General features: G+C 58.6%; 26 protein-coding genes and 1 pseudogene. 11 read left to right on the top strand and 16 right to left on the bottom strand.

Annotated elements, in window-relative coordinates; translation table 11 throughout:
- The 3 genes and pseudogenes from RYB09_RS25405 to RYB09_RS25395 all read left to right on the top strand — a co-directional run.
- The coding region (locus RYB09_RS25405) for a hypothetical protein (protein WP_316890724.1) at positions 1–1,116 on the top strand (1,116 nt) is incomplete at its 5' end.
- Positions 1,113–1,805 (top strand): permease, encoded by a 693-nt coding sequence (locus RYB09_RS25400; RefSeq protein ID WP_193601000.1) that lies wholly within the window; start codon positions 1,113–1,115, stop codon positions 1,803–1,805. The genes RYB09_RS25405 and RYB09_RS25400, both read left to right, overlap by 4 nt.
- A 512-nt stretch (positions 1,806–2,317) precedes the next feature.
- Positions 2,318–2,491: pseudogene (locus RYB09_RS25395) on the top strand (permease); the annotation flags it as partial.
- Between the two features lie 66 nt (positions 2,492–2,557).
- On the opposite strand, the gene RYB09_RS25390 reads toward RYB09_RS25395, so the two are convergent.
- The 9 genes from RYB09_RS25390 to RYB09_RS25350 all read right to left on the bottom strand — a co-directional run bounded on the left by RYB09_RS25390 (position 2,558) and on the right by RYB09_RS25350 (position 11,067).
- Positions 2,558–3,175 carry a hypothetical protein gene (locus RYB09_RS25390; RefSeq protein WP_058409774.1) on the bottom strand — a complete coding sequence of 206 codons (618 nt, stop codon included), beginning with the start codon at positions 3,173–3,175 and terminating at the stop codon, positions 2,558–2,560.
- Between the two features lie 113 nt (positions 3,176–3,288).
- Positions 3,289–4,443, bottom strand: a complete 1,155-nt coding sequence (gene argE / locus RYB09_RS25385) for an acetylornithine deacetylase (protein WP_058409775.1) — start codon at positions 4,441–4,443, stop codon at positions 3,289–3,291.
- Positions 4,440–5,117, bottom strand: coding sequence for a DUF1028 domain-containing protein (locus tag RYB09_RS25380; protein ID WP_058402153.1), 678 nt, complete (start codon positions 5,115–5,117; stop codon positions 4,440–4,442). Before RYB09_RS25380 ends, argE begins: the two co-directional genes overlap by 4 nt.
- A 12-nt stretch (positions 5,118–5,129) precedes the next feature.
- Positions 5,130–5,546: a RidA family protein gene (locus RYB09_RS25375; protein ID WP_003408344.1), complete on the bottom strand. Its 417-nt coding sequence runs from the start codon at positions 5,544–5,546 to the stop codon at positions 5,130–5,132.
- 31 nt (positions 5,547–5,577) lie between these two features.
- Entirely contained in the window at positions 5,578–6,873 is a 1,296-nt protein-coding gene (locus RYB09_RS25370; protein ID WP_054082343.1) for a flavin-containing monooxygenase, read from the bottom strand.
- Positions 6,874–6,999: 126 nt separating this feature from the next.
- Complete coding sequence (locus RYB09_RS25365; protein ID WP_316890719.1) at positions 7,000–7,731, bottom strand: class II aldolase and adducin N-terminal domain-containing protein; 732 nt, start codon at positions 7,729–7,731, stop codon at positions 7,000–7,002.
- Between the two features lie 58 nt (positions 7,732–7,789).
- Positions 7,790–8,623 carry a transporter substrate-binding domain-containing protein gene (locus RYB09_RS25360; RefSeq protein WP_122259078.1) on the bottom strand — a complete coding sequence of 278 codons (834 nt, stop codon included), beginning with the start codon at positions 8,621–8,623 and terminating at the stop codon, positions 7,790–7,792.
- Between the two features lie 26 nt (positions 8,624–8,649).
- Complete coding sequence (locus tag RYB09_RS25355) at positions 8,650–9,522, bottom strand: phytanoyl-CoA dioxygenase family protein (protein ID WP_058402151.1); 873 nt, start codon at positions 9,520–9,522, stop codon at positions 8,650–8,652.
- A gap of 24 nt (positions 9,523–9,546) precedes the next feature.
- Positions 9,547–11,067, bottom strand: coding sequence for an amino acid ABC transporter permease/ATP-binding protein (locus tag RYB09_RS25350; protein ID WP_122259077.1), 1,521 nt, complete (start codon positions 11,065–11,067; stop codon positions 9,547–9,549).
- A 526-nt stretch (positions 11,068–11,593) separates the two neighbouring features.
- Between RYB09_RS25350 and RYB09_RS25345 the strand changes: the two genes are divergently transcribed.
- On the top strand, positions 11,594–12,457 hold the full coding sequence (locus tag RYB09_RS25345) for a LysR family transcriptional regulator (protein WP_058402159.1): 864 nt from the start codon (positions 11,594–11,596) through the stop codon (positions 12,455–12,457).
- Between the two features lie 171 nt (positions 12,458–12,628).
- On the opposite strand, the gene RYB09_RS25335 is transcribed toward RYB09_RS25345, so the two are convergent.
- Entirely contained in the window at positions 12,629–12,904 is a 276-nt protein-coding gene (locus RYB09_RS25335) for an accessory factor UbiK family protein (protein WP_058402149.1), read from the bottom strand.
- Positions 12,905–13,322: 418 nt separating this feature from the next.
- On the opposite strand from RYB09_RS25335, the gene glnK reads away from it, so the two are divergent.
- The 4 genes from glnK to sutA all read left to right on the top strand — a co-directional run bounded on the left by glnK (position 13,323) and on the right by sutA (position 16,127).
- Positions 13,323–13,661 (top strand): P-II family nitrogen regulator, encoded by a 339-nt coding sequence (gene glnK / locus RYB09_RS25330; protein ID WP_002555808.1) that lies wholly within the window; start codon positions 13,323–13,325, stop codon positions 13,659–13,661.
- 33 nt (positions 13,662–13,694) lie between these two features.
- A complete protein-coding gene (locus tag RYB09_RS25325; RefSeq protein ID WP_003435008.1) occupies positions 13,695–15,032 on the top strand; it encodes an ammonium transporter in 1,338 nt (445 codons plus the stop codon).
- Positions 15,033–15,273: 241 nt separating this feature from the next.
- A complete protein-coding gene (locus RYB09_RS25320) occupies positions 15,274–15,693 on the top strand; it encodes a secondary thiamine-phosphate synthase enzyme YjbQ (RefSeq protein WP_058402158.1) in 420 nt (139 codons plus the stop codon).
- A gap of 104 nt (positions 15,694–15,797) precedes the next feature.
- Complete coding sequence (sutA, locus tag RYB09_RS25315; RefSeq protein ID WP_058402148.1) at positions 15,798–16,127, top strand: transcriptional regulator SutA; 330 nt, start codon at positions 15,798–15,800, stop codon at positions 16,125–16,127.
- A 74-nt stretch (positions 16,128–16,201) separates the two neighbouring features.
- Here the strand turns inward: sutA and RYB09_RS25310 are convergent, their stop codons facing one another.
- Genes RYB09_RS25310 through lptM form a run of 6 tightly spaced genes read right to left on the bottom strand, consistent with a single transcriptional unit; the run spans position 16,202 to position 20,775 of the window.
- Positions 16,202–16,894 (bottom strand): HAD family hydrolase, encoded by a 693-nt coding sequence (locus tag RYB09_RS25310; RefSeq protein ID WP_122259076.1) that lies wholly within the window; start codon positions 16,892–16,894, stop codon positions 16,202–16,204.
- Positions 16,887–17,786 carry a tyrosine recombinase XerC gene (xerC, locus tag RYB09_RS25305; RefSeq protein ID WP_058409779.1) on the bottom strand — a complete coding sequence of 300 codons (900 nt, stop codon included), beginning with the start codon at positions 17,784–17,786 and terminating at the stop codon, positions 16,887–16,889. Before xerC ends, RYB09_RS25310 begins: the two co-directional genes overlap by 8 nt.
- A 2-nt stretch (positions 17,787–17,788) precedes the next feature.
- Complete coding sequence (locus RYB09_RS25300) at positions 17,789–18,523, bottom strand: DUF484 family protein (protein WP_058402145.1); 735 nt, start codon at positions 18,521–18,523, stop codon at positions 17,789–17,791.
- A gap of 13 nt (positions 18,524–18,536) precedes the next feature.
- A complete protein-coding gene (gene dapF, locus RYB09_RS25295) occupies positions 18,537–19,367 on the bottom strand; it encodes a diaminopimelate epimerase (protein ID WP_004659606.1) in 831 nt (276 codons plus the stop codon).
- Between the two features lie 4 nt (positions 19,368–19,371).
- Positions 19,372–20,619 (bottom strand): diaminopimelate decarboxylase, encoded by a 1,248-nt coding sequence (gene lysA, locus RYB09_RS25290; protein WP_004659605.1) that lies wholly within the window; start codon positions 20,617–20,619, stop codon positions 19,372–19,374.
- Between the two features lie 9 nt (positions 20,620–20,628).
- The gene (gene lptM, locus RYB09_RS25285; RefSeq protein ID WP_002555817.1) at positions 20,629–20,775 is read right to left on the bottom strand and encodes an LPS translocon maturation chaperone LptM; all 147 of its coding nucleotides are present in this window, start codon (positions 20,773–20,775) and stop codon (positions 20,629–20,631) included.
- A 237-nt stretch (positions 20,776–21,012) separates the two neighbouring features.
- Here lptM and cyaY point away from each other — a divergent pair, with 237 nt between their 5' ends.
- The 3 genes from cyaY (at position 21,013) to rnk (ending at position 22,123) form a co-directional block, all read left to right on the top strand.
- Positions 21,013–21,345 carry an iron donor protein CyaY gene (gene cyaY, locus RYB09_RS25280; protein ID WP_058409780.1) on the top strand — a complete coding sequence of 111 codons (333 nt, stop codon included), beginning with the start codon at positions 21,013–21,015 and terminating at the stop codon, positions 21,343–21,345.
- 2 nt (positions 21,346–21,347) lie between these two features.
- Positions 21,348–21,578 carry a DUF1289 domain-containing protein gene (locus RYB09_RS25275; protein ID WP_044295754.1) on the top strand — a complete coding sequence of 77 codons (231 nt, stop codon included), beginning with the start codon at positions 21,348–21,350 and terminating at the stop codon, positions 21,576–21,578.
- Between the two features lie 137 nt (positions 21,579–21,715).
- Positions 21,716–22,123: a nucleoside diphosphate kinase regulator gene (rnk, locus tag RYB09_RS25270; protein ID WP_057401476.1), complete on the top strand. Its 408-nt coding sequence runs from the start codon at positions 21,716–21,718 to the stop codon at positions 22,121–22,123.
- Positions 22,124–22,446 lie beyond the last annotated feature (323 nt).

Genomic DNA, 22,446 nt, shown 5'->3' with positions numbered 1-22,446 from the left:
GCACCGTGGGCGGTTATCAGTACGGCGAAGCCCGTGGTTATTGGTACGTACACAGTGGGCATTCTTGATCAATCGGCAGCTTATTGGAGAGCACGGGGTAATACGGTTTGGGGGGATGCGATATTTGGGTTCAGGGTTTCGATGGTGGCGATGGGTGGGTTTGGGATTGTAGCGGCTACATTGGAGATATTTGACGTTCTGGATGATTCAGCTGGGGCTAAAACATCAGAAGAAAAAGACTGGCTGGATTTAAAGATCGTCTCTGTAGGCCTGATGGGAGTAGGGTCAGCCGCTCAGTTATTCGCAGGTATTTTTCCTGCCAGTACTCTTGCAATTATCGTTATGAGTCCGTGGTTCAGCGTAGTGCTACTGGTAACAGGCTTGATTTATTTTTTTGCTACGATGGCCCTTAACCACTTCAAGCAAGACAGTGTCGGCTGGTGGCTACGCAAGTGCTGTTGGTCCAGAACCCTAGCCTATCGCTACGCTGAGACTGCCAAAGGTGAGCATGAAGAAGTTCGCGCGCTGATGGAAATTCAATTATCTCCGCAGGTTCATGTAAAAAGCACCGTGCATTATGAAAACCGTTATCTTGGCAAAGGCGATCACTACAGCGTAGCGGTACAAAATGGCGCTGGAGTACAAGTACGTTTACCCAACCTGGTGCGCGGGCAGTCCGTACACTTCAATGTCCTTAGCAGCAAGCGCCCATGGGGAGTGCTGCCCGTAGAAAAAATAGACGACCCTCTGCATGAAGCTTTTCTAAACCGCGGGCAGTTCAGGAAAGCTGAACAGTTCGGGACGCTTGCCAACAAGCCTGCTGGCAAGGCAAGTGACGACTTCACCTACCCCTTGATGCCACCCGAAAACGAAGACCTCATCTGGGAAACCTGGGTGCCGCTCGACAAAGACGCAACCTATCTTGAGCTGCAACTCTGGTACCCGGCCAGTCTTTTAAAGACTGGCGGAGAAGATAAAAGCTATCTGTTTCAGATGAAACTTGGCACAACAGGCGATACCGCTGTTGACGGCCTGGCTTCTGTAGAACTAGAGGTAAAGGCATCAAACAGAATTGGGGCTCTGACCTTGGAAGTCGCAGAGAGTACACACGTATGAGTCAGAAAGAAACAATTCTGGATCTGCCGAAAGGCAAAGGCATCCTAGACTGGAAAATCAAAACCCTTGCGAGGTCACCTAAAGAGATCGTGATCACGCAGCTTGGATTTACCGCCATTCATTTAATAGCCGGCGCACTTATTATTTGGGGAGGCTGGAATCGTTTTTTAGAAAGCCCTGACTTTCTCATTACCGTAATATTGGCGTTTGCGGGAAATCTTGCTTACTACACAGGCCTGCTCATCCGCCAAAAAACCATCTACAACTACACCCTGAAAACCGACGGAGCAACCGTCGAGTATTACCTCCACTACCCCGACTTCGCCTCATCGTTTTTCAAAGGCATCGCTATTTTCGTCATACTGGCATTCGTCCTCGTCGCCCTAATCACTGGGTCATGGCTGTTCCTGGTCGGGCCGGTGGCAATGGCTTTTGTCGCAGCCATCAAACTGCTGAACTGGGAAAACCCCGTCCACCATCGACAAACCGCCCCATGGCATTTGCACGAATTTGTCACGGTTGATCACAAACGTCTGATGGTCATTATCCATTGCGACGATATAACCACCGGGTTCGCCGCGCGTTTTCCCAGCAAGGTGCTTATGGACAAGTATCTCGCGTTCCTGCGCAAGGCACTTCCAGCGAACGCTCAATACATCGAAAAAGCCACTAACTGGCATCAGGGTTGATGCCACTCTGCGCGGGCAATCTGCGCATTTCAACGTCATCAGCAGCAAACGATCGTGGTGGGCTGCCGGTAGATAAAATCTATCGTCCAGTACATTAAGACTTTCTTGAAAGGGGACAATTCAGGAAGGCCGAACAGTTCGGAACGCTAACCAACAAGCCTGCTGGCAAGGCGAGTGAAGACTTCACCTACCCGTTGATGCCGCCCGAAAACGAAGACCTCATCTGGGAAACCTGGGTGCCGCTCGACAAGGACGCAGCGTATATCGAGCTACAAATCTGGTACCCGAGTGATCTGATACATGCTGGCGAGGAGGACCGAGGCTATCTGTTTCAGATGGAGCTTGGTACAAGGGGCGATACCGCTATTGATGGTTTGGCTGCTGTGCAGCTTGAAGTAAAGGCACCAAGCAGAATTGGCACCCTGACTTTGGAAATCGCAGAGAGTACTCCTTATGACTCAACAGAAGCCCTCCCCATGCCTGCTAAAAGCCCGAGACATTCTAAACTGGAAAACTTTGTCACGATTGACCGCAAACGCCTCATGATCATCACGCACCGCTCCGACATCACGCTCGGCTTCGAGGCCCGTTTTCAGAACGAGGTATTGTTCAACAAGTACCTGAACTTCCTACACACCGTACTGCCCCCAACTGCGGAATTCACCGAAAAAGCCTGGAGGTGGTAGCCGCCTTTGCAACCCTCTTAACCGGGAGTGGGCCAAGTTCGCCAACGTGTCTGGTGATGTCTGTAATCAACGTCCGGGCGCGGCCAAACGCGCATATTGGCCCTGACTGATCCATCCTGTGAACGAACGATCATCCGCATTGATGAACTCGACCTGGGCCGCGCCATCCTTGAATGCCATAACCCCGACTACGTCATCCTTGACGATATAAGCGCCTCGGGAGGCCTTGGCATTCGGCGTTTTCTGCAGCCAGGCCTTGTCCACGGTGACGGTCACCAGACCGACCCACTGTTTGCTGGCGGTCCGGGTCAGATCCATGCCGGTGGCGATGTCCGGTACCAACACGTTCATGCAGCCAGGGTGCTGCCGGCCTTGCTCTATCGTCAGAACCACGCCATCAGCCGAGGCCTTCAGTGTTCCTGGGTAGACGTCATCAAGCCAGGACGACACCGCTGCGCCCTTCCCGGCCTCGACCTTGCCTTGCAGATAGAACGCACAGCTGAATGCCTCGCCGCGCGTCTCCGAGTAATAACCCTCGACTTGATGCTCAGGCGTCACGGCCAGCATCAACTGCTCGTATTTGCCGGAATGCAGTGCCGTGTCCTGAGCGAACGCCGAAGTGCCAACACACAGCAATAGAGTTGCGGCCAGAGACCAGCGAGTAAGGGGACGTTTGTCAGTCATGCTTCCATCCATAGAACGTTCGAATAGCCGGGAAGAGTGGCCAGTCCATGACTGGCGCGCCGAGACGTTAGCGTATTTCGGCGCGCAACTGTATCACTGAAATCCGTGGCGATTCATGGCTGCGACGCGAAGGCCAGTACACGTTTGAGCATCTCGTCACAGGCGTCAAGTTGCGCGACGCTGATGAACTCGTCCGGCTTGTGTCCCTGCTCCATGCTGCCCGGCCCGCAGACCACTGCCGGGATGCCTGACTGGTCGAACAACCCGCCTTCGGTTCCGAAGGCAACCGTGCCGAACGCCCGGGAGCCGCAAAAACCGGCAATCAATTCCGCCGCATGGCTGTGCTGGGGAATATCCAGTCCCGGATAGCTCGACAATTCAGTGAAGCGAATCTCGCTCCGGGCACTGACGGCCTGCATGGCAGGCAATAGTTTTTGCTCGGCGTATACGTGCATGGCAGTGACGATCTGCTGCGGGTCCAGGGTGGGGAGCGCACGCACTTCGAAATCGAAACGGCACTGTTCGGGCACAATGTTCAACGCCGTGCCGCCGCTGATCACGCCGGTCTGAATGGTCGAAAATGGCGGATCGAAGCGCTGGTCAAGGGCGTCAGCTGCCCGTAACGCCTCGCTCAGACGACCCAGCTCGCTGATCAGATGCGCCGCATATTCAATGGCGTTGACGCCACTGGGCGCGTGGGCCGAGTGGCAGGCAGCACCCTGTACATCGCAGCGCACCGCGACCTTGCCCTTGTGGCCGAGCACCGGCTGCAACTCCGTCGGCTCGCCAATCACACACAGCATCGGCTTCACCGGCCGCGCCCGCAGCGATGCCAGTAACGAGCGTACGCCCAGGCAACCCACTTCCTCGTCGTAGGACAGCGCGATATGCACCGGCATGTGCAGCGATGCCTGGGTCAGCGCCGGAACCAGCGCCAGCACGCAGGCAATGTAGCCTTTCATGTCCGCAGTGCCACGGCCGTAGAGTTTGCCATCCGCTTCGCTCAGTTCGAACGGCGGGAACGTCCATGGCTGGCCGTCGACCGGCACCACGTCAGTGTGGCCGGACAATACGATGCCTGGCACGTCAGCCGGGCCGATGGTGGCGAACAGATTGGCCTTGGTTTTCTGCGCGTTGTAGATCAACTCGCAGGAGACGCCGAAGCGCTCGAGGTAATCGCCAACGAAGTCGATCAAGGCCAGATTCGATTCGCGACTGGTGGTGTCGAAGGCCACCAGCCGCGCCAACAGCTCGCGGCTGGAACTCATCGCTCGTCTCCGGGCACGCCGTAGCCTGGTGCGCCAGCCGGGTTCAGCGCGCGGTCGAGGTAATCCTGCATTTGCGGCTGATAGGCCTGCCAAAGACTTTTCAGCTCGCCTAGCGGGTCGTGCTCGGCCCAGTCGACGCGCAGATCGACGATGGGCCAGGACTGCTCGCCCACGACTTTCAGCGCCGCCGAATGGACCGGCCCTGCTTCGCCGCCTGCTGCCAGACCGGACTGCATCGCCTGTAACAAACGCTCTGCCAGGTGCCCGGTTGCCTGCTCGAAGGACTGAATCATCGCGTCGATGACGGCCTGGCTCGCCAGCATGTTGCCAGCCACCACGCACTGATCGCCGCTGCCCGCGTTGTTGATGCCCAGTGTTTCACTGCCACTGAAATGCGCGACTCGCCCCTGATGATCAATCGCCGTGATCTGCCGATACTCGCTGAGCGGGCTGGCGCTCATGACCTGGTCCAGCGCTTGAGAGGCAGACATGCCCTGCTCCATCAGGTCCAGCGTTTGCGGTCCCAGGGCCGGCAGTGTGATGTTCTGCGACGACACCGCGCCGACACCCGCACGCAGCCAGGGGCAACGCGCGCCTACGGCAATACTCGACGAGCTGATGGCAATGCCCAGCTGGCCGGTTTTGGCACAGCGGGCGGCAATGGAAAAAGTCATGGGCAACAGTCCTTATTCAGGGATCACGGCGATCACGTCTATTTCCATCAGCCATTGCGGCTGACCCAGCGCCGACACCACCAGCCCGGTGGAGATCGGGAACACGCCTTTCAGCCACTTGCCCACTTCGTGATAGACCGGCTCGCGGTAGCGCGGGTCGGTGATGTAAGTGGTGGTCTTGACGATGTGCGACAGGTCACTGCCCGCCTCTTCGAGCAATTGTTTGACGTTTTTCATCGCCTGCTGCGCCTGTGCAGCCGGATCACCGAGGCCGACCAGATTACCGTCGAAATCGGTGCCGACCTGGCCCCTGACGTACACGGTATTGCCCGCGCGCACCGCCTGACACAGGTCGTTGTTCAGGCTTTGATTGGGGTAGGTGTCCTTGGTGTTGAACATGCGGATACGAGTATGAGTCGGCGTAGTCATGGGTAACTCCTGTGGGCATTGAGCGCGATGATCAACCGTTGACGTTGCGCAACGGCACGACGGGGGTGGCACGTTTGCCGGCGTCATAGGAACGGTATTTGTGCTGCGTGGCGATCTGATCGGCGACGTGTTTGGCGTCGTGCCATACGCCCCAGATAAACGCGGAGCCGCGGCGTGACAGCCATGGCAGGCCGACGAAGTACAGGCCTTGCTCGCAGGACACGCCACGCTGGTGACGAGGTTTGCCTTTGCTGTCGAAGGCGTCGACCTGCAGCCAGCTGTAATCCAGGGCATAGCCGGTGGCCCAGATGATCGACGTGACGCCTGACTCGATCAGGTCCAGCTCGCTGAGCGGATGGGTGATGCACGGCGCATCCGCCACGCGTTCACGGGCCGACGGCTCCAGCGGCAGGTCCAGGCCGTTGCGTGCGGCATAGGCATCAGCGGCATCGAGCAGCGACAGGTAGTTCGCGTCGCCACTGTCGAGGTTGCTCACCAGATCGTTCTGGAAGTGCACCTTGTTGCCGACAAAGCTTTCGGTCAGGCCCACGAGGTTCATTCCGGCCTGAGCCAGCCGGCGGAAGTCGACCGTGTAGCCGCCCCTTGCACCACTGACCGCGATGGTCACGTGCTCCTTGCCGGGCTGCATGGTTTCGCTGTCCCACAACCCCAGCACACCCATCCACCAGCAGAAGTCCCGGCCGCGATAGGCGCGCGGCGGACGGTCGTGAGGGCCGACCGACAAGTACACTTTGCGACCCGAGAGCAGCAGCTCCTCGGCGATTTGCACACCCGAGGAACCAGCGCCGACCACCAGTACGCCGCCCTCGGGCAGTTGTTGCGGATTGAAATAGTGCGCCGAGTGGATCTGATGAAGCGCCTCGTTAACCGGCGCAATCGGCGGGATGACCGGTTTCTGGAACGGCCCTGTCGCCGAGACCAGATGATTGACCACATAGGTGCCGGCACTGGTTTCGACGGTAAAGCCTGCACGCCCGGTATTGCGGGTAACGCGCTTGACCTCGACGCCGGTCTTGATCGGCGCATTGAATTTGCGGGCATAGCGCTCGAAGTACTCGGCCACTTGCTCCTTGCCCGCGAACCCGTCCTGATCCATGGCGAATTCAAGGCCGGGAAACCGGTCATGCCAGGCCGGACCATTGGCTACCAGCGAGTCCCAGCGGCCACTGCGCCACGCCTCGGCAACGCGGTGTTTTTCAAGCACCAGGTGCTCGATGCCAAGACGGCTCAGGTGTTCGCTGGTGGCCACTCCGGCCTGCCCCGCACCTACGACGAGCGTATCGATCTCTATGATTTTTTCTGTCATCTCGGCATCCCTCGACAGGTGGCTTACGACCTGTTGGACGTAATGAAAAGTGTTGAAACGTCGATGCGCGGGCGCAAAAAGCCCTACGCCATCCGCAGACGCGCATCCAGTCAGTAGCAGGGGCGATCAGTCGACCAAAGAGGGGTCAGCCTGAATCATCAGCAGTTTCATTTCCTCGAAGTGCTGATGAGAGAAATCCGTAATCTTCTGCCAGTCACGGGCGGTCTTCTCGGCGACATCGTCCGCCAGCACCTTGAGCGGCTGGCCGGTGGACCAGGCCGTCACCAGAATCTGGCAAGCGCGCTCCAGGGTCCAGATGTCATCGAAGGCTTCGCCAACGGTCGGCGCGGTGACGATCACACCGTGGTTGCCCATCAACAAGCGGCTCTTGTCCTCCAGCAAACCGGCCAGTCGAGCGCCCTCGGCGGTCGTGTCGGCCATGCCGCCGTAAAGCTCGTCTACCGCGATGCGGTTGAAGTAGCGCGCAGTGTTCTGATCGATGGGCGGAATATGCGGCTTGGCCAGGCACGCCACGGCTGTGGTGTAGACCGGGTGCAAGTGCAGCACCACGCGCGCATCGGGCAGACGCTGGTGGACCTGGCCGTGAATGGACCATGCCGTCGCATCGACATCAGGGCGATGCGACGCGTCGGCATCATCGGCGTCGAGCAGCAACAGATCGCTGGCACGTATGCGTGAAAAATGTTTCCACTTCGGGTTGAGCAAAAACTGTTTGCCATCCGCCGAAATGGCCGCGCTGAAGTGGTTGGCGACCGCTTCATGCATACCCAGATGGGCGATGATGCGGAACGTCGCGGCCAGGTCTATGCGCGTCTGCTCTTCGAAATTAAGGGCCATGCTAATTGCTCTCCGGTCGAGCGTGCCTGCCGAACCTGCCAGGCACGTCCTTTGGTTGTCAGGGCTTGGGCATCAGGGCGGCGATGTCATCGGCCGTCGGTGCCTGAAACTTGTATTTCTCCAGTAGTGCGGCGTATTCCGGGGTCTTGCTGTACTTCTCAAGGCCGTCTTCGAGGGCCTTGCGGACCTCGTCGTTGCCCTTCTTCACGCCAAAGCCGTTGAGCACCGGGTAAATCAGGGTTTCGGAAGAAATCACCACCCGGCTACCCAGTTTTTCGACCACGCCGCGTGCGACGGCTGCGTCAGTGATCTGCGCTTCGACGGCATGGGCCAGCATGGCCTGGGTGGTCTGTGGGTCGGTGCCGTACTCGCTGATGGCGATCGGTTGCAGGCCGTTCTTCACGCAGTAGTCGGTCGAGAGTTTCTGCAGTTGTTGCAGCCAGGAAGTGGCCGCCATGGAGCCGATCTTGTGGCCACAGAAGTCCTCTGGCGTCTTGGGCTGATAGTCGCTGCCCTTGACCGACAGAATCGCCTCGCCGCTTTTCAGGTAAGGAATCATGTCGATGACTTTCAGGCGGTCGGCGGTGATGTACATCGACGAGTTGGTGATGTCGAAACGTCCGCCCTGCAGCCCGCCGATCAGATTGGGAAAGCGCGTGTCGATGTTCTCGGCCTTGAGCCCCATGACCTTTGCCAGGCCGTCGAGAAACTCGATGTCGAAACCGGCGGGACGGTTCTTGTCCATGTATTCATAGGGGAAGAACGTCATGTCCGAGCCGGCGATGATCTTGCCGGGCTGCTGGAAAGCCGAAGCGGCAGACGAGGACATGGCAACCACCGCGCTCAGCAAAGCCAGGGCTACGGGACGAACAATCAGAGCTGACAGCTTCATAGGTATTCCTCGTGGAGTCATGGAGATCAGGCAACGGCGGCGTCTTTTCCGGCTTGCTGCACGAAAAATGAAGCACCCTTGGGTTTCTGCGGCAGGCGTATATGGTTCTCGGTGCTACGTACCAGACCGCTCTCCTGGCCTGCGACCATCAACCCGGCATGCTCGCTGGGCAAAGGGTTCTCACCGAACGGCAATGCGTCTTCAGCGGCATAGACGCTGATGAACAGCGTGCGCGGGAACTCGGTTTCATTGGGGCTTGAAGCATGCAGCAGGCGTGTGTGCATGAAGCACACCGAGCCCGACGGGCCATAGCAGGCGACCGGTTGCTGACAATGCTGTTCAACCACCGCGTCTTCCACGGCACCGGTGAAACGGTCGTTCTGCCAATGCGACCAGAGCACCTGCTTATGGCTGCCCGGCGCCACGTTCAGCGGGCCGTTTTCAGGGGTCACATCGCTGATCATCAGCAACGCGGTAACCAGGTCATCGTTGCTGTGCGGTGTGAAGAGGAAGTCCTGATGCCACTTCACCTGAGTCGCGGTGTGCGGCAGCTTGGAGTTGATCTTGCTGTGATGAAAACGGGTGCCATTGCCGCCGATCAGCTGCGCCGCGATGGCTGCCATCCGTGACTGGAATGCTGCGTGCTGGTAGGCCGGCGAGATCTCCGTGGGCGAAGCCACGCGGCGCAGCGACGGGTGATCAGGCCGATGATCGCTTTCGATGTCGAAGCGCGGACGCCCATCCTGAGTCTGCCCCCAAGCCTGATTCTGACTGCGGCTGTCGTCGACCCACTGGTCGAAGTCCTGTTGAAGCGCTGCCACTTCATCGGCTGCCAGCACGCCCTCCACTACCAGAAAACCCTGCTCGTGAAACTGGTCAATCTGCCATTGCTCGATCATGTTCTTCTCCTCTTCAACAAGGCCTCAGGCCAGTGAGACATCTTTAAGAAAGGCTTCCACGCGGGGGTGCTGGCCGTCGCGTAGCGCCTGGGGTTTGTCATCGCAGATCACGCGTCCCTTCTCCATAAAGACGATGCGGTCAGAGACCTTGAAGGCGAAGTTCATTTCATGGGTCACGATGACCATCGTGATGCCTTCCTGGGCCAGCGTTTCAATGACCTGCAACACCTCGTTGACCTTCTCCGGGTCCAGCGCCGAGGTGGGTTCGTCGAACAGCATGATTTGCGGGCGCATCATCAGGGCGCGAGCGATGGCGACACGTTGCTGCTGGCCACCCGACAACTGATGCGGGTATTTCCAGGCGTGCTCCAGCATCCCGACCTTGTTCAGCAATTCGTAGGCCTGCTGCTTGAGCTCGGGTACCGGCGCCAAGCGGTGATAACGCGGGGCCAGCAGCAGGTTGTTCAACACCGTCAGGTGCGGAAACAGGTTGAAGCTCTGAAACACCATGCCGATGTTCAGGCGGTAGGCGGCGTTCTCCACGTAACGCGGCTTTTGCGCGCCCTGGCGAACCAGGTGAATGAATGGCTGGCCGTTGATCTTGATGTCGCCGTTGTCGATCTGCTCAAGGCCATTGAGCAGCCGGATCAGCGTGGTTTTGCCCGAGCCTGATGGGCCGATCACCGACACCACCTCGCCGGAATTGATCTGCAGGCTGACCGCACCAAGCACTTCGATGTCGTTGTACGCCTTTTGCAGTCGTGTCGCTTGCAGTGCCGGCCCTTCGAAATCGATGACAGGACGAGCGACAACCGCCGATTTGCGGCTGGCCAGCTCGAGCATTTCGGCGTCCGGTGTCCGAGTGACCTTGTGCTGCGTGACATCCAGATAGCGCTCCAGGCGTTTGAGCAGGAAGTCGAATACGGTCACGATCAGCACGTAATAGAACGCCACGGCCGCCATGGTTTCCATCACCAGAAAGTTCTGCGAATACAGGCGCTGACCGACCATCAGGATCTCGGTCAGCGAGATCACTGAAACCAGTGAACTGAGTTTGACGATGGAGATGTATTCGTTGGTCAGCGACGGCAGCGCCACACGCAGCGCCTGCGGGATCACGATCCGCCATTGCGTACCGACGAAACGCAGGCCCAATGCCCGGGCAGCTTCGGTCTGGCCCTTGGCGATAGACAGCAGGCCGCCGCGATGAATCTCCGCAACGTAGGCTGTTTCGCACATCACCATGGCAATCAGGCCGGCCCAGAACGGATTGGCCAGTACCGCAGAAGTGGCGGGCACTGCTTGCGGCAAGTTGTAGACAAAGATCAGCAGTACCAGTAACGGCAAACTGCGAAATAACCAGATATAGGCTTTGGCCGGCAAGTTGATCAGCGGCAACGATGATTGTTTGGCCAGCGCCAGAACAAAACCCAGAACAATACTGATAACCCAGGTCAGTACACTGAGTTGAATGACCGTCCAGGTGGCCATCCAGAATTCCGTATCGCTGAACAGGCCAAACATGTATTTCCAATCAAACGTCATTGTCGGCTCGCTCGGCAAATTGAATAGTGATGGGCGACGTCCTGTTGAAGTTGAAACGGGACGCTGTCCGTTTGCCCTTCTGAAACCATCATGATTGATGCCAGGTCTGCCAGACAAATAGTAAGTTTTGGCCCGCAGCATAGGAAAATCCTAAGCAGAGACGCCGGTATTCATCTTCAGGGCTGCGTCGCATTGAAACGGGTTAGTTGTGCTTTAGTGTCACAGCGCATTGATTGCACACTTTTAGGGCGATTGAATAAAGCGGCAGCGATAAGCGCTCGTAATAGGTGCGCAGCCCGGGTTTTCGGGCTTTTCTGGCAAGCCTCTATTATTTGCGGGTGTTACTGAGTGACCATGGCCAGCAGCGCGCCCGGTGAATCCGCCAAGGCGCGGGCGGCTGGCACGCTCCTCGCTAAGCATAGGTAAAAGCTATTCAAATGCAGCCGTCCAGCATTTGCTCATCACGAGGTATCACGTGGCTCACTTCACACTGAAACAGCTCAAGTATTTCGTGACGGCCGTCGAAATGGACAGCATTGCCGAAGCCTCACGGCAGTTGCATATTTCACAGCCTTCCATCTCCGTCGCCATCAAGAACCTTGAAGAAGCCTTCAATCAGCCGCTGTTTGTGCGTCACCACGCTCAAGGTGTTTCGCTAACTTCCGGTGGCGGGAAAGTGTATGAGAAAGCCAAAGAGTTGCTGCGACTTTCCGAAGAGCTTGAACAAAACTCCCGGGCCGAAAACAAACACGTCTCCGGCACTATCGCGATTGGCTGTTTTGAATCGGCCGCGCCGCTTTACATGCCCAGGCTGGTGGCCGGTTTCAAGCGTTTATACCCGGACGTCACCATTCAGCTGTATGACGGCGAGCAACATGAACTGATGCACGGGCTGCACCGTGGGCGCTTCGATCTGGCGTTTCTGTACGACCTGGAACTGGGAACCACGATCAACAAAGAGGAATTGAATGCACCGCACAAGCCCTATGCGCTGCTGCCAGCAGCCCACCCTCTGGCGAAGCAAAAAACCGTGACCTTGCTGGAGCTGAGCCGCGAGCCGATGATCCTGCTCGACGCCGTGCCCAGCAGGACCTACTTCATCGATATCTTCACGGAAAAGGGCTACGCGCCGGTGGTCGCGTACAGTTCACCATCGATCGAAATGGTGCGCTGTATGGTCGGCCAGGGCCTGGGGTTTTCGGTGCTGGTCACGCGCCCAAGAACCAACATGACCTACGACGGCGAGCTGCTGGTGCAGCTCGATATCGAAGACGACATGCCCGCCTCCACCCTGGTCATGGCCTACCTGCGCAACAACCAGCCAACCCGTGCGACACGCCTGTTCATGGATTACTGCCGGACCATCGAGCTGGCACCGCCTGCAGCCTGAAGGCGCTTGCGAAGCGTGCAACGAATGCTGGCTGAACCTGCAACTGACTCACCACCTGGGCAAGACAGAAATGGAAAAGGCCGTTCAGATTCGCGAGCAGGTGAGGTGCCTGGCTCGCTGTGCATGACAATGTTCAGCGCTGCAGCGCACTGACTGCAAAACAAGGAAAGCTTATTCGGCTTTTTCAGTCCCTGTCGCCCCGGCGGCCTTTTCTTCCAACTCGGCCATCTTGGCCTCCAGCGCTTCAAGGCGGGCGCGGGTGCGGGCGAGGACGGCCATCTGGCTGTCGAATTCTTCACGGCTGACCAGGTCCAGTTTGCTGAAGCCGCTTTGCAGCAGGGCCTTGAACTGGGTTTCGAATTCGCTGCGGGGGACTGGCGTTTCGCCGTTGAAAAGACGGGAAGCGTGGCCACTGAGGGCGTCAAGAAAGGCTTTGGGCGCGAGCATGATGATTTTCCTGAATCAGAGGTCAGCAGTGTAACACGCAGTGTCTATAGTCAATTTGACGGGGCGACTCGCACGCTTATGGAGCGCTGTGGCGTGCACATGAGCACCATTAGTGTGCATTACCTTCGTCACGAAACCCGTTTGGCCCTGTAAAACCTGCCCAAGGGCCTGTATTCAATGAATATTCACGAGATGGCAAGCTTTCTGCTTAGTGGCTTATGACCCATGCACTGATGCAGTCGCTGTGACGAATGCAGTGCGGCAGGCGGAGCGGGGAAGTGTTTCGTCAGAAGCGGTTTTCTGGAGTTGGTCTGGCCTGATCAGGCGGCCGACACGTTACAAAGCCAGGCACTGCGCTTAGACTTGAGTCGGGTTTGTTTTCCTGGGGCAAGTCCACCAAATTCGGGAGAAAGTTTTCATGAAGCTAGTCACTGCCATCATCAAGCCGTTCAAACTGGATGACGTTCGCGAGTCGTTGTCTGAAATCGGCGTGCAGGGCATCACCGTCACTGAAGTCAAAGGCTTCGGGCGTCAGAAGGGTCACACTGAGCTTTATCGCGGTGCTGAATACGTCGTCGACTTCCTTCCAAAAGTGAAGATCGATGTCGCCATCGATGACAAGGATCTGGATCGTGTCATCGAAGCCATAACCAAGGCCGCCAACACCGGCAAGATCGGTGACGGCAAGATTTTCGTGGTCAATCTGGAACAGGCCATTCGCATCCGTACCGGCGAGACCGATACAGACGCTATTTAAGCCGCCAAACCCAACGCCCCAGGAGAAAACAATATGACTCTGCGTCAATTCGCAGGGCTCGGTGCCCTGTTGTCCCTCGCATTACCTGGTCTTGCCCTGGCGGCTGACCCAGTGGCCGAGCCGGTGCTGAACTCTGGCGACACTGCATGGATGCTGACCTCGACCGCTCTGGTCCTGTTCATGACCATCCCCGGTCTCGCGCTGTTCTACGGCGGTATGGTTCGCTCGAAGAATATTCTGTCCGTGATGATGCAGTGTTTCGCCATCACCGGTCTGATCAGCATCCTGTGGGTCGTTTACGGCTACAGCATTGCGTTCGATACAACCGGTATGGAAGCGGGCGTCGTCAACTTCAATTCCTTCTTTGGCGGTATGGGTAAAGCGTTCCTGGCAGGCATCACGCCGGCAAGCATTACCGGTCCTGCTGCGTTGTTCCCTGAGGCGGTGTTCGTCACCTTCCAGATGACCTTCGCGATCATCACCCCTGCCCTGATTGTCGGCGCTTTCGCAGAACGCATGAAGTTCTCCGCAATGCTGGTGTTCATGGGTATCTGGTTCACTCTGGTCTACGCGCCAATCGCCCACATGGTCTGGGGCGGCGTCGGTGGCTTGCTGTGGGACTGGGGCGTGCTGGACTTCGCTGGCGGCACCGTCGTACACATCAACGCCGGTATAGCCGGTCTGGTGGCCTGCCTGGTACTGGGCAAGCGCAAAGGCTTCCCGACCACGCCGATGGCACCACACAACCTGGGTTATACCCTGATCGGCGCAGCAATGCTCTGGGTCGGCTGGTTCGGCTTCAACGCCGGTTCCGCCGCTGCGGCCAACGGCACTGCCGGTATGGCGATGCTGGTTACTCAAATCGCTACCGCGGCCGCCGCACTGGGCTGGATGTTCGCCGAGTGGCTGACTCACGGTAAACCAAGTGCTCTGGGTATCGCCTCGGGCGTGGTTGCCGGTCTGGTTGCCATTACCCCTGCCGCCGGTACCGTTGGCCCGATGGGCGCTTTGATCATCGGTCTGGCAGCAGGCGTGATCTGCTTCTTCTGCGCCACCAGCCTCAAGCGCAAGCTTGGCTACGATGACTCCCTGGATGCGTTCGGCGTTCACGGTATCGGCGGTATCGTCGGCGCAATCCTGACCGGTGTGTTCGCAGCACCTGCACTGGGCGGTTTCGGCACTGTGACTGACATCGGTGCTCAGGTCTGGATTCAGTTCAAGGGCGTTGCGTTCACTGTTGTCTACACCGCAATCGTGACCTTCATCATCCTCAAGGTGCTGGATGCAGTGATGGGTCTGCGCGTCACCGACGAGGAAGAGTCTGTCGGTCTGGACCTTGCGCAACACAACGAGCGTGGCTACAACTTGTAAGCTTCGGCCTACGCAAAAAAGAATGCCCGGTCTCCGGGCATTTTTTTGTCTGACGTTTGCGGATATACCGCCGCTTTTTGCTGTCATTGATCTTGCCCGCGTCAATGATTTCGGCACCGTGACGCAGCGCAGGTAACGATGTATCGACAGTCTTCGTCAACTTGCAGGGAAGCCGGTTTATTGCGCGCTTTGCTTTTTTCTCAGTCGAGTTAGAATGCGCGCCGAAGGTGCGGAGAACGGTATGTGGCATCAATCCAGAATTGCCTTGCGGGCCAGGCCCCGCGGGTTCCATCTGGTGACTGACGAGATAGTCGCGGGTTTGCCCGCATTACGCGATTGTCGTGTCGGGCTACTGCATGTATGGCTGCAACATACCTCGGCTTCGTTGACCGTCAACGAAAATGCCGATCCGGCGGTACGTCGCGACTTTGAGCGTTTTTTCAACCGTCTGGTGCCCCAGGGCGTGGACGGTTACGAACATGACGACGAAGGCCCTGATGACTTGCCAGCGCATTTCAAGGCCAGTCTGCTGGGCTGCCAGTTGGTTCTGCCGGTGACGGCAGGACGACTGGCGCTGGGCACTTGGCAAGGTATTTACCTGGGCGAACATCGAGACGCTGGTGGATCTCGTAACGTCCTGGCCACCCTTCAGGGTGAGTAGACATAACCGCTGAGATCAGCGGTTGTTGAATTTTTCCGATCGCCTTAGCATTTCCGGGCGGTTGGGCTATAACTAATCAGCTTTCGCAAGTCATGAGGTACAACATGAGCGACGACGACGATATTAAGGATGATCTGGAAGACGATCTGGACGGCGAAGAAGACGATGGTCTCGCAGCAGCCTCCCCGGAAGACGACGCAGCCGAGCCAGACGATTCCGACGTTCCGGCAGCACCGGCAAAAGGCAAGGCCAAGGCCGCTGTCTCGGTCGATGAACTGCCTAGCGTAGAAGCCAAGAACAAAGAGCGCGATGCTCTGGCGCGTGCCATGGAAGAATTCCTGGCGCGTGGTGGCAAGGTGCAGGAAGTGGAGGCCAACGTGGTCGCCGATCCGCCCAAGAAGCCTGACAACAAATACGGTAGCCGCCCGATTTAAGGCTGCAGACGCTGTATGAGAAAAAGCCCGCCGTCGCTGCGGGCTTTTTCTATTGAGCGAACATCAGACCGTTTTCAGGCCCAGCGTGCCAGGACTTCCGGCAGCTGCGACAGGTTGTGGATCTCGGCATCCGGCAGCCGGTCTGCGTCCCAGGCCTTGCCTTGCGGGTTGTACCAGATGGCGCGCATGCCAGCCTGCTGGGCACCTGCGATATCGTCCTTGGGGTGGTCGCCTACGTGTACGGCCGCGCCGGCATCGACCTTTGCGCGCCGCAACGCTTCCACAAACGGTGCCGGGTCGGGCTTGCCGATGCCCAGGTCCTCGGCGCACAGCGCGAAGGCAAAGTAGTCTGCCAGCCCCAAACGACGCACATCGGCATTGCCATTGGTAATCACGCCCAGCGTGAAGGTCTTGGCGAGAATTTCCAGCATGGGTTGCACCTCAGGGAAAATCTGCACCTGATGGCGGCCATGCAGGAAGACTTCAAAGCCCCGGTCGGCAAGGTCCTGCGCCTCGTCCGGGTCGTAGCCGGCATCTTCGAGCGCATGGAACAGCACGCGGCGTCGCAAGGCGCTGATGCGGTGCTTGAAGGACGGGTCTTCAGCCACCAGGCGCGAGCGAATTTCCCACAGGTGCTCGACAGGAATCGCCCCCAGCTTTGGCGCATGTTCGGCCAGCCAGTCACGCAGTGTGACTTCGGCACCGGCAATGGCAGGGGCGGTGTCCCAGAGCGTGTCGTCAAGATCAAACGTCACCAGCTTAATCATCTGCAGCTCCTTTACGTTTGGCTCGGGGATGGGCGCTGTCATAAACAGTAGCCAAATGCTGGAAGTCCAGGTGCGTGTATATCTGCGTGGTCTTGATATCCGCATGACCCAGCAGCTCCTGCACGGCGCGCAAGTCCTGTGAAGACTCCAGCAGGTGACTGGCGAACGAGTGACGCAGCATGTGCGGGTGCAGGTTCTGCCCCAACTCCCTCTCACCGGCCGCCTTGAGCCGCACTTGAATCGCGCGCGGGCCGAGGCGCTTGCCTTGCTGGCTGACGAATACGGCGTCGTCCTGCGGATTGGTCAGGGCACGCAACGGCAACCATATTTCCAATGCCTGGCGCGCCTTGCTGCCGACCGGCAGTACGCGGGTCTTGCTGCCTTTGCCCAAGACCTGCACCAGCCCGTCGCGCAGGTCCAGCTGGTCCAGGTTCAGACCAGTCAGTTCGGACAGTCGCAACCCTGATGAGTAAAGCAGCTCCAGAATGGCCTGATCGCGATGAGCCAGAAAATCATCTTCGACGCCGCCATCCAGCAATTGCGCGGTGCGGTCGGTGTCCAGCGTCTTGGGCAGACGCCGTTCACCCTTGGGCGGTGACAGGCCGTTTGCCGGGTCGTGCTGGCAGATGCCTTCGCGATTGAGGTACTTGTAGAAACCGCGCACCGCCGACAGCATTCGCGCCAGACTGCGTGAAGACTGGCCCTGCTGGTGCTGGCGGGCGGTAAAGCTGCGCAGGTGCTGGATATCCAGATCATTCCAGCTCGACAGTTGCGCCTTCTGGCAATACGCCAGAACCTTGCTCAGATCGCGCCGGTAGGCTTCAAGCGTATGAGGCGACACCTGACGCTCACTGCGCAGGTGCATGCAGTAGGCGTCCAGATGCTGTTCCATAGCTAGCGAACCGAGCGTAAAGAGTGAGCGAAACGCGGCAGCAGGCGGCTCAGGACATCGGCGATGTAACTGAGGAACAGGGTGCCGACCGAGCTTTTATAATGCTGCGGATCACGGCTGCCGATGGCCAGCACGCCATGCAAGCCCAGGTGATTGAGGCTGGCGATGGCGGAAGAGCCGACTTCCTTGCCTTGCTCTGCGCCAAACAGGAACGCCAGTTCATGCTCACGCAGAGCGCCGCAGATGATTTTCTCGCCAATCAGGCCGCCGATGGATTTCTGTGCTTCGGCGCTGCTGACCCATCGCCCCACTTGCATCGGGCTGTCGCTGAACAGGATCAGGCTGACGAAGGGCACCTGAAAGTCCTGACGCAGGCTGTCTTCGACAGCGATGACCAGTTCGTCCAGGCTGGTGGCATCCATCAGGGCGAGGTTCAGGCGTCGGGTCTTTTCGAACAGGCGGTCGTTGTCCCGTGCGACGTCCATCAGTTGCGACAGGCGATGACGCATTTCGATGTTGCGCTCGCGCAGCAGCTTTAGCTGACGCTCGACCAGCGAAACGGTATTGCCACGCTGGTGCGGGATGCGCATCGACACCAGCAGCTCGTCGTGCTCGGCGAAGAAGTCCGGGTGCTCAAGCAGAAAGGCGATGACCGCCTCTGCTTCAAGGTCTGGCGCTGCGCTATCGACAGGCGATTCGCAGGGTGTGCCTGTTGAAGCGGGAGGTTGATCGGTCATGGCAGTTACTCACTCAAAGACGAACTTGGCCTTCATAAACCCTAACGGCGGGGCCGGTCATCATGACAGAATGTCCCGGGCCAGCCCATTCGATGGACAGGCGACCTCCGGGCAGGTCGATCAGCAGCGGCGAATCCATCCAGCCCTGGCTAATGGCAGCAACCGCCGCCGCACAGGCGCCGGTACCACAGGCCTGGGTTTCCCCGGCACCACGCTCCCAGACACGCAACTGCGCACGCTGACGATCCACCACGTGGAGAAAGCCCACATTGACCCGTGCCGGAAAGCGCGGGTGATGCTCGATCTTCGGCCCCAGCTCGTGCACCGGCGCGTTATTGATGTCATCGACACGCAATACGGCATGCGGGTTGCCCATGGACACAGCAGCCAGTTCGATATTCTGCCCGTCTACTTCGACGTTGTAACGGGTGGCCTGCTCTGCGGCCTCGAAAGGTATTTCTTCCGGGACAAACCTGGGTGGCCCCATATCGACGCTGATCTGCCCGTCGCTGCGGATATCCAGCTCAATGATGCCGCTCTTGGTCTCGACGCGTATCTGCTTCTTGGCCGTCAGGCGCTTGTCGAGTACGAAACGGGCAAAGCAGCGCGCGCCGTTGCCGCACTGCTCGACTTCGGAACCATCGGAATTGAAGATTCGATAGCGAAAGTCCACATCCGGGTTGTTCGGTGCCTCGACCAGCAAAAGCTGATCGAAACCGATACCGGTGTGGCGGTCGCCCCATTGTTTGGCATGCTTGGGCAAGATGTGCGCGTGCTGACTCACCAGGTCCAGGACCATGAAGTCGTTACCCAGCCCGTGCATCTTGGTAAAACGCAGCAGCATGGGATTACTCCGGCAGCAGGCTTTCGCCAGCGAACAGCTCGGCCACGGTTTCGCGACGACGCACTTCAAAAGCCTGGGAACCGTCGACCAGTACCTCAGCAGCACGGCCACGGGTGTTGTAGTTCGAACTCATGACGAAGCCATAGGCACCGGCTGAATGAACCGCCAGCAGATCGCCTTCGGCCAGCGCCAGCTCGCGCCCTTTGGCAAGGAAATCGCCGGTCTCGCAGATCGGCCCGACGATGTCATACGCACGAGGTTCGCCGTCGCGCGGACGCACCGCTGTGACGTCCATCCACGCCTGATAAAGCGCTGGGCGGATCAGATCGTTCATCGCCGCATCGACGATGGCGAAATCCTTGTGCTCGGTGTGCTTGAGGTATTCGACTCGGGTCAGCAGCGCGCCTGCATTGGCCACGATGAAGCGCCCCGGCTCGAACAACAGCCCCAGATCGCGACCGGCAAGTCGTTCGCGCACGGCTTTGATGTAGTCGGCCGCCAGCGGAGGCTCTTCGTCGCGATAACGCACACCAAGACCGCCACCCAGATCGATATGGTGCAGGTGAATGCCGCAATCGCCCAGGCGATCAACCAGGTCCAGCAGGCGATCCAGCGCATCAATGAACGGCTCGAGCGTGGTCAGTTGCGAGCCGATATGGCAGTCGACCCCGATCACTTCCAGGTTCGGCAGTTGCGAAGCGCGAATGTAGACGTCTTCGGCATCTGCAATGGCGATGCCGAACTTGTTTTCTTTAAGGCCGGTGGAGATGTAAGGGTGAGTGCCTGCATCCACATCCGGGTTGACCCGCAGCGATATCGGCGCACGGACGTCGAGTTCGGCAGCCACTTCCTGCAGGCGCTCCAGCTCGTCGGTGGATTCGACGTTGAAGCAATGCACGCCGACTTCAAGGGCGCGACGCATGTCTTCACGGGTCTTGCCGACGCCGGAAAAGACGATCTTCTCGGCCTTGCCGCCTGCGGCCAGCACACGCTCCAGTTCGCCGCGCGAAACAATGTCGAAACCGGCGCCAAGACGCGCCAGGACATTGAGCACACCCAGGTTGGAGTTGGCTTTTACGGCGAAGCAGACCATATGCGGCATGCCGCTCAGCGCATCGGCGTAGGCACGGTATTGCGCTTCGATATGAGCGCGCGAGTAGACATAGGTCGGTGTGCCGAAGCGCTCGGCAATGGCAGACAATGCTACCCCTTCCGCGAACAGCTCACCGTCGCGGTAGTTGAAGGCGTCCATTGAATTCCCTTAAAGGTGCTTGTGCGATTGCGATTTGGCTTGTTCATCCGGAGTTTTGGTGTCATCCGGCAGATACAGCGGGCCTTTCTGGCCGCAGGCCGTAACAAGACAAGCGACCGCGACAAGCGCAGCAAGCGAAGAGATCAGGCGCTTCATGGCGAAATCCTTTGTAAAAGCATTAATTGCGCCAGAGTATACCGACCACCCGGCAGCTTGCCTATGCGATGGATCTCCCGTCTGGCGGGCCTTTGGCGTGAATGTCGGGGCAGAGCTATGGCTGACGGGATTAATGCGCGCATCCGTCGCCGATGATGGGTAAGCTTTGCATTTGCCTGGCAGCGTCCGTATCTTGCCCCTCTGCGCCATCAGCAGACACTTATCGAGGTTCCCGCAATGAGTTTGACCGAAGCCCGTTTTCACGACCTCGTCGATGCGACTCAGCATAATATCGAAGATGTTTTCGATGATAGTGGACTGGATGTCGACCTGGAAAACTCGGCCGGTGTACTGACAGTCAAGTTCGAAGGCGGCTCGCAGCTTATTTTCAGCCGTCAGGAGCCGCTGCGTCAGCTGTGGCTGGCAGCCCGCTCCGGCGGCTTCCATTTCGATTATGACGAAGATAGCAGCCGTTGGGCATGCGACACCAGCGATGAGCTGCTCAGCGAGATGCTTGCGCGCATCACCCTTGAGCAAGCCGGTGTCGAACTGGATTTCGACGATATCTGATCGTGAGCCAGTCCCCCGTTCGACCGCCCAAACCGCTTTTCAGCAACGTCAGCCCGGCTGTACCGTCGCCCTGTATCAGCCTGTGTCGGCTCGATGAGCAGAAGGTTTGCCTTGGGTGCTTCCGCCATGTCGAAGACATACGCGAATGGCGCTCGGCCGATGACCATCGTCGTCGACAGATTCGCCATGAGGCGGACCAGCGTCGAGCCACTGCGGGCCAGACCGCAGGCTGATACCGTGTCGGGTTGTGTATTTACTGCGCTGTGTTAGTGTCGGACTCTGCTTCTCCAGATTGAGAGGCCCGTAGAACCCCGCCCACCCCGGCGGGGTTTTGTTTTATTCATGGAGAATAAAGGAGTCTGCCCAGACCATGACCACAGCACCTTCGATCATCCTCACCCGCCTCGATGTACAGCGTCTTGAGAGTTTCATCGACAGCCAGGACGAAAACACGCCGGGCATCCAGGCGTTGCAGGCCGAACTGGACCGCGCCGACCAGGTAGTGGGCCACGATGAAGTGCCTGCGGGCGTTGTGACCATGAATTCGCGTGTGCATTGCCGTGAAGAAGTCAGCGGCAAGGATTACCACCTCAAGCTGGTTTATCCACAGGATGCAGGCGCAGACGGCACCGTCTCGGTTCTGGCACCAATGGGCTCGGCGTTGCTGGGTCTGCAGGTCGGCCAGCACATTGACTGGCCAGCACCGGGCGGCAAGACCCTCAAGCTGACCTTGCTGGCGGTGGAATATCAGCCGGAAGCCGCGGGCGAGTACGAGTAATCGAAGGCGCTGCATCCGTAGAGCGCCTCCGCATTCAAAAGCGGACGCAGAGCGTCCAGAACGGCATTCCCACGCTGGAGCGTGCGGAACGATAGGCGGCCCGCAGAACACCTATCGTGCCAATGCTCCGCGTTGGCATGCATTTCGTGACGCTCTGCGTCACAAATTTGCGCCACACCGCACATTCAAGAGCGGACGCAGAGCGTCCAGAACGGCATTCCCACGCTGGAGCGTGCGGAACGATAGGCGCACCAGAGAACACCTATCGTGCCAATGCTCCGCGTTGGCATGCATTTCGTGACGCTCTGCGTCACAAATTTGCG

Source organism: Pseudomonas syringae group sp. J254-4 (assembly GCF_032586855.1).
GTDB lineage: Bacteria > Pseudomonadota > Gammaproteobacteria > Pseudomonadales > Pseudomonadaceae > Aquipseudomonas > Aquipseudomonas amygdali.
The sequence above is the reverse complement of the archived record's forward strand: the minus strand, read 5'-3'. Positions and strand labels throughout refer to the sequence as shown.

What these genes read in the sequence shown, in the direction of transcription:
- argE (WP_058409775.1), bottom strand. Translation starts at nt 4,443, where the DNA reads ATGAGTTCCAGCCGCGAGCTGTTGGCGCGGCTGGTGGCCTTCGACACC.
- RYB09_RS25400 (WP_193601000.1), top strand. Translation starts at nt 1,113, where the DNA reads ATGAGTCAGAAAGAAACAATTCTGGATCTGCCGAAAGGCAAAGGCATC.
- RYB09_RS25355 (WP_058402151.1), bottom strand. Translation starts at nt 9,522, where the DNA reads ATGATCGAGCAATGGCAGATTGACCAGTTTCACGAGCAGGGTTTTCTG.
- lysA (WP_004659605.1), bottom strand. Translation starts at nt 20,619, where the DNA reads ATGGACGCCTTCAACTACCGCGACGGTGAGCTGTTCGCGGAAGGGGTA.
- RYB09_RS25390 (WP_058409774.1), bottom strand. Translation starts at nt 3,175, where the DNA reads ATGACTGACAAACGTCCCCTTACTCGCTGGTCTCTGGCCGCAACTCTA.
- lptM (WP_002555817.1), bottom strand. Translation starts at nt 20,775, where the DNA reads ATGAAGCGCCTGATCTCTTCGCTTGCTGCGCTTGTCGCGGTCGCTTGT.
- RYB09_RS25380 (WP_058402153.1), bottom strand. Translation starts at nt 5,117, where the DNA reads ATGACTTTTTCCATTGCCGCCCGCTGTGCCAAAACCGGCCAGCTGGGC.
- RYB09_RS25320 (WP_058402158.1), top strand. Translation starts at nt 15,274, where the DNA reads ATGTGGCATCAATCCAGAATTGCCTTGCGGGCCAGGCCCCGCGGGTTC.
- RYB09_RS25345 (WP_058402159.1), top strand. Translation starts at nt 11,594, where the DNA reads ATGGACAGCATTGCCGAAGCCTCACGGCAGTTGCATATTTCACAGCCT.
- RYB09_RS25365 (WP_316890719.1), bottom strand. Translation starts at nt 7,731, where the DNA reads ATGGCCCTTAATTTCGAAGAGCAGACGCGCATAGACCTGGCCGCGACG.
- rnk (WP_057401476.1), top strand. Translation starts at nt 21,716, where the DNA reads ATGACCACAGCACCTTCGATCATCCTCACCCGCCTCGATGTACAGCGT.
- sutA (WP_058402148.1), top strand. Translation starts at nt 15,798, where the DNA reads ATGAGCGACGACGACGATATTAAGGATGATCTGGAAGACGATCTGGAC.
- RYB09_RS25360 (WP_122259078.1), bottom strand. Translation starts at nt 8,623, where the DNA reads ATGAAGCTGTCAGCTCTGATTGTTCGTCCCGTAGCCCTGGCTTTGCTG.
- dapF (WP_004659606.1), bottom strand. Translation starts at nt 19,367, where the DNA reads ATGCTGCTGCGTTTTACCAAGATGCACGGGCTGGGTAACGACTTCATG.
- xerC (WP_058409779.1), bottom strand. Translation starts at nt 17,786, where the DNA reads ATGGAACAGCATCTGGACGCCTACTGCATGCACCTGCGCAGTGAGCGT.
- RYB09_RS25375 (WP_003408344.1), bottom strand. Translation starts at nt 5,546, where the DNA reads ATGACTACGCCGACTCATACTCGTATCCGCATGTTCAACACCAAGGAC.
- glnK (WP_002555808.1), top strand. Translation starts at nt 13,323, where the DNA reads ATGAAGCTAGTCACTGCCATCATCAAGCCGTTCAAACTGGATGACGTT.
- RYB09_RS25370 (WP_054082343.1), bottom strand. Translation starts at nt 6,873, where the DNA reads ATGACAGAAAAAATCATAGAGATCGATACGCTCGTCGTAGGTGCGGGG.
- RYB09_RS25325 (WP_003435008.1), top strand. Translation starts at nt 13,695, where the DNA reads ATGACTCTGCGTCAATTCGCAGGGCTCGGTGCCCTGTTGTCCCTCGCA.
- RYB09_RS25335 (WP_058402149.1), bottom strand. Translation starts at nt 12,904, where the DNA reads ATGCTCGCGCCCAAAGCCTTTCTTGACGCCCTCAGTGGCCACGCTTCC.
- RYB09_RS25310 (WP_122259076.1), bottom strand. Translation starts at nt 16,894, where the DNA reads ATGATTAAGCTGGTGACGTTTGATCTTGACGACACGCTCTGGGACACC.
- RYB09_RS25300 (WP_058402145.1), bottom strand. Translation starts at nt 18,523, where the DNA reads ATGACCGATCAACCTCCCGCTTCAACAGGCACACCCTGCGAATCGCCT.
- cyaY (WP_058409780.1), top strand. Translation starts at nt 21,013, where the DNA reads ATGAGTTTGACCGAAGCCCGTTTTCACGACCTCGTCGATGCGACTCAG.
- RYB09_RS25350 (WP_122259077.1), bottom strand. Translation starts at nt 11,067, where the DNA reads ATGACGTTTGATTGGAAATACATGTTTGGCCTGTTCAGCGATACGGAA.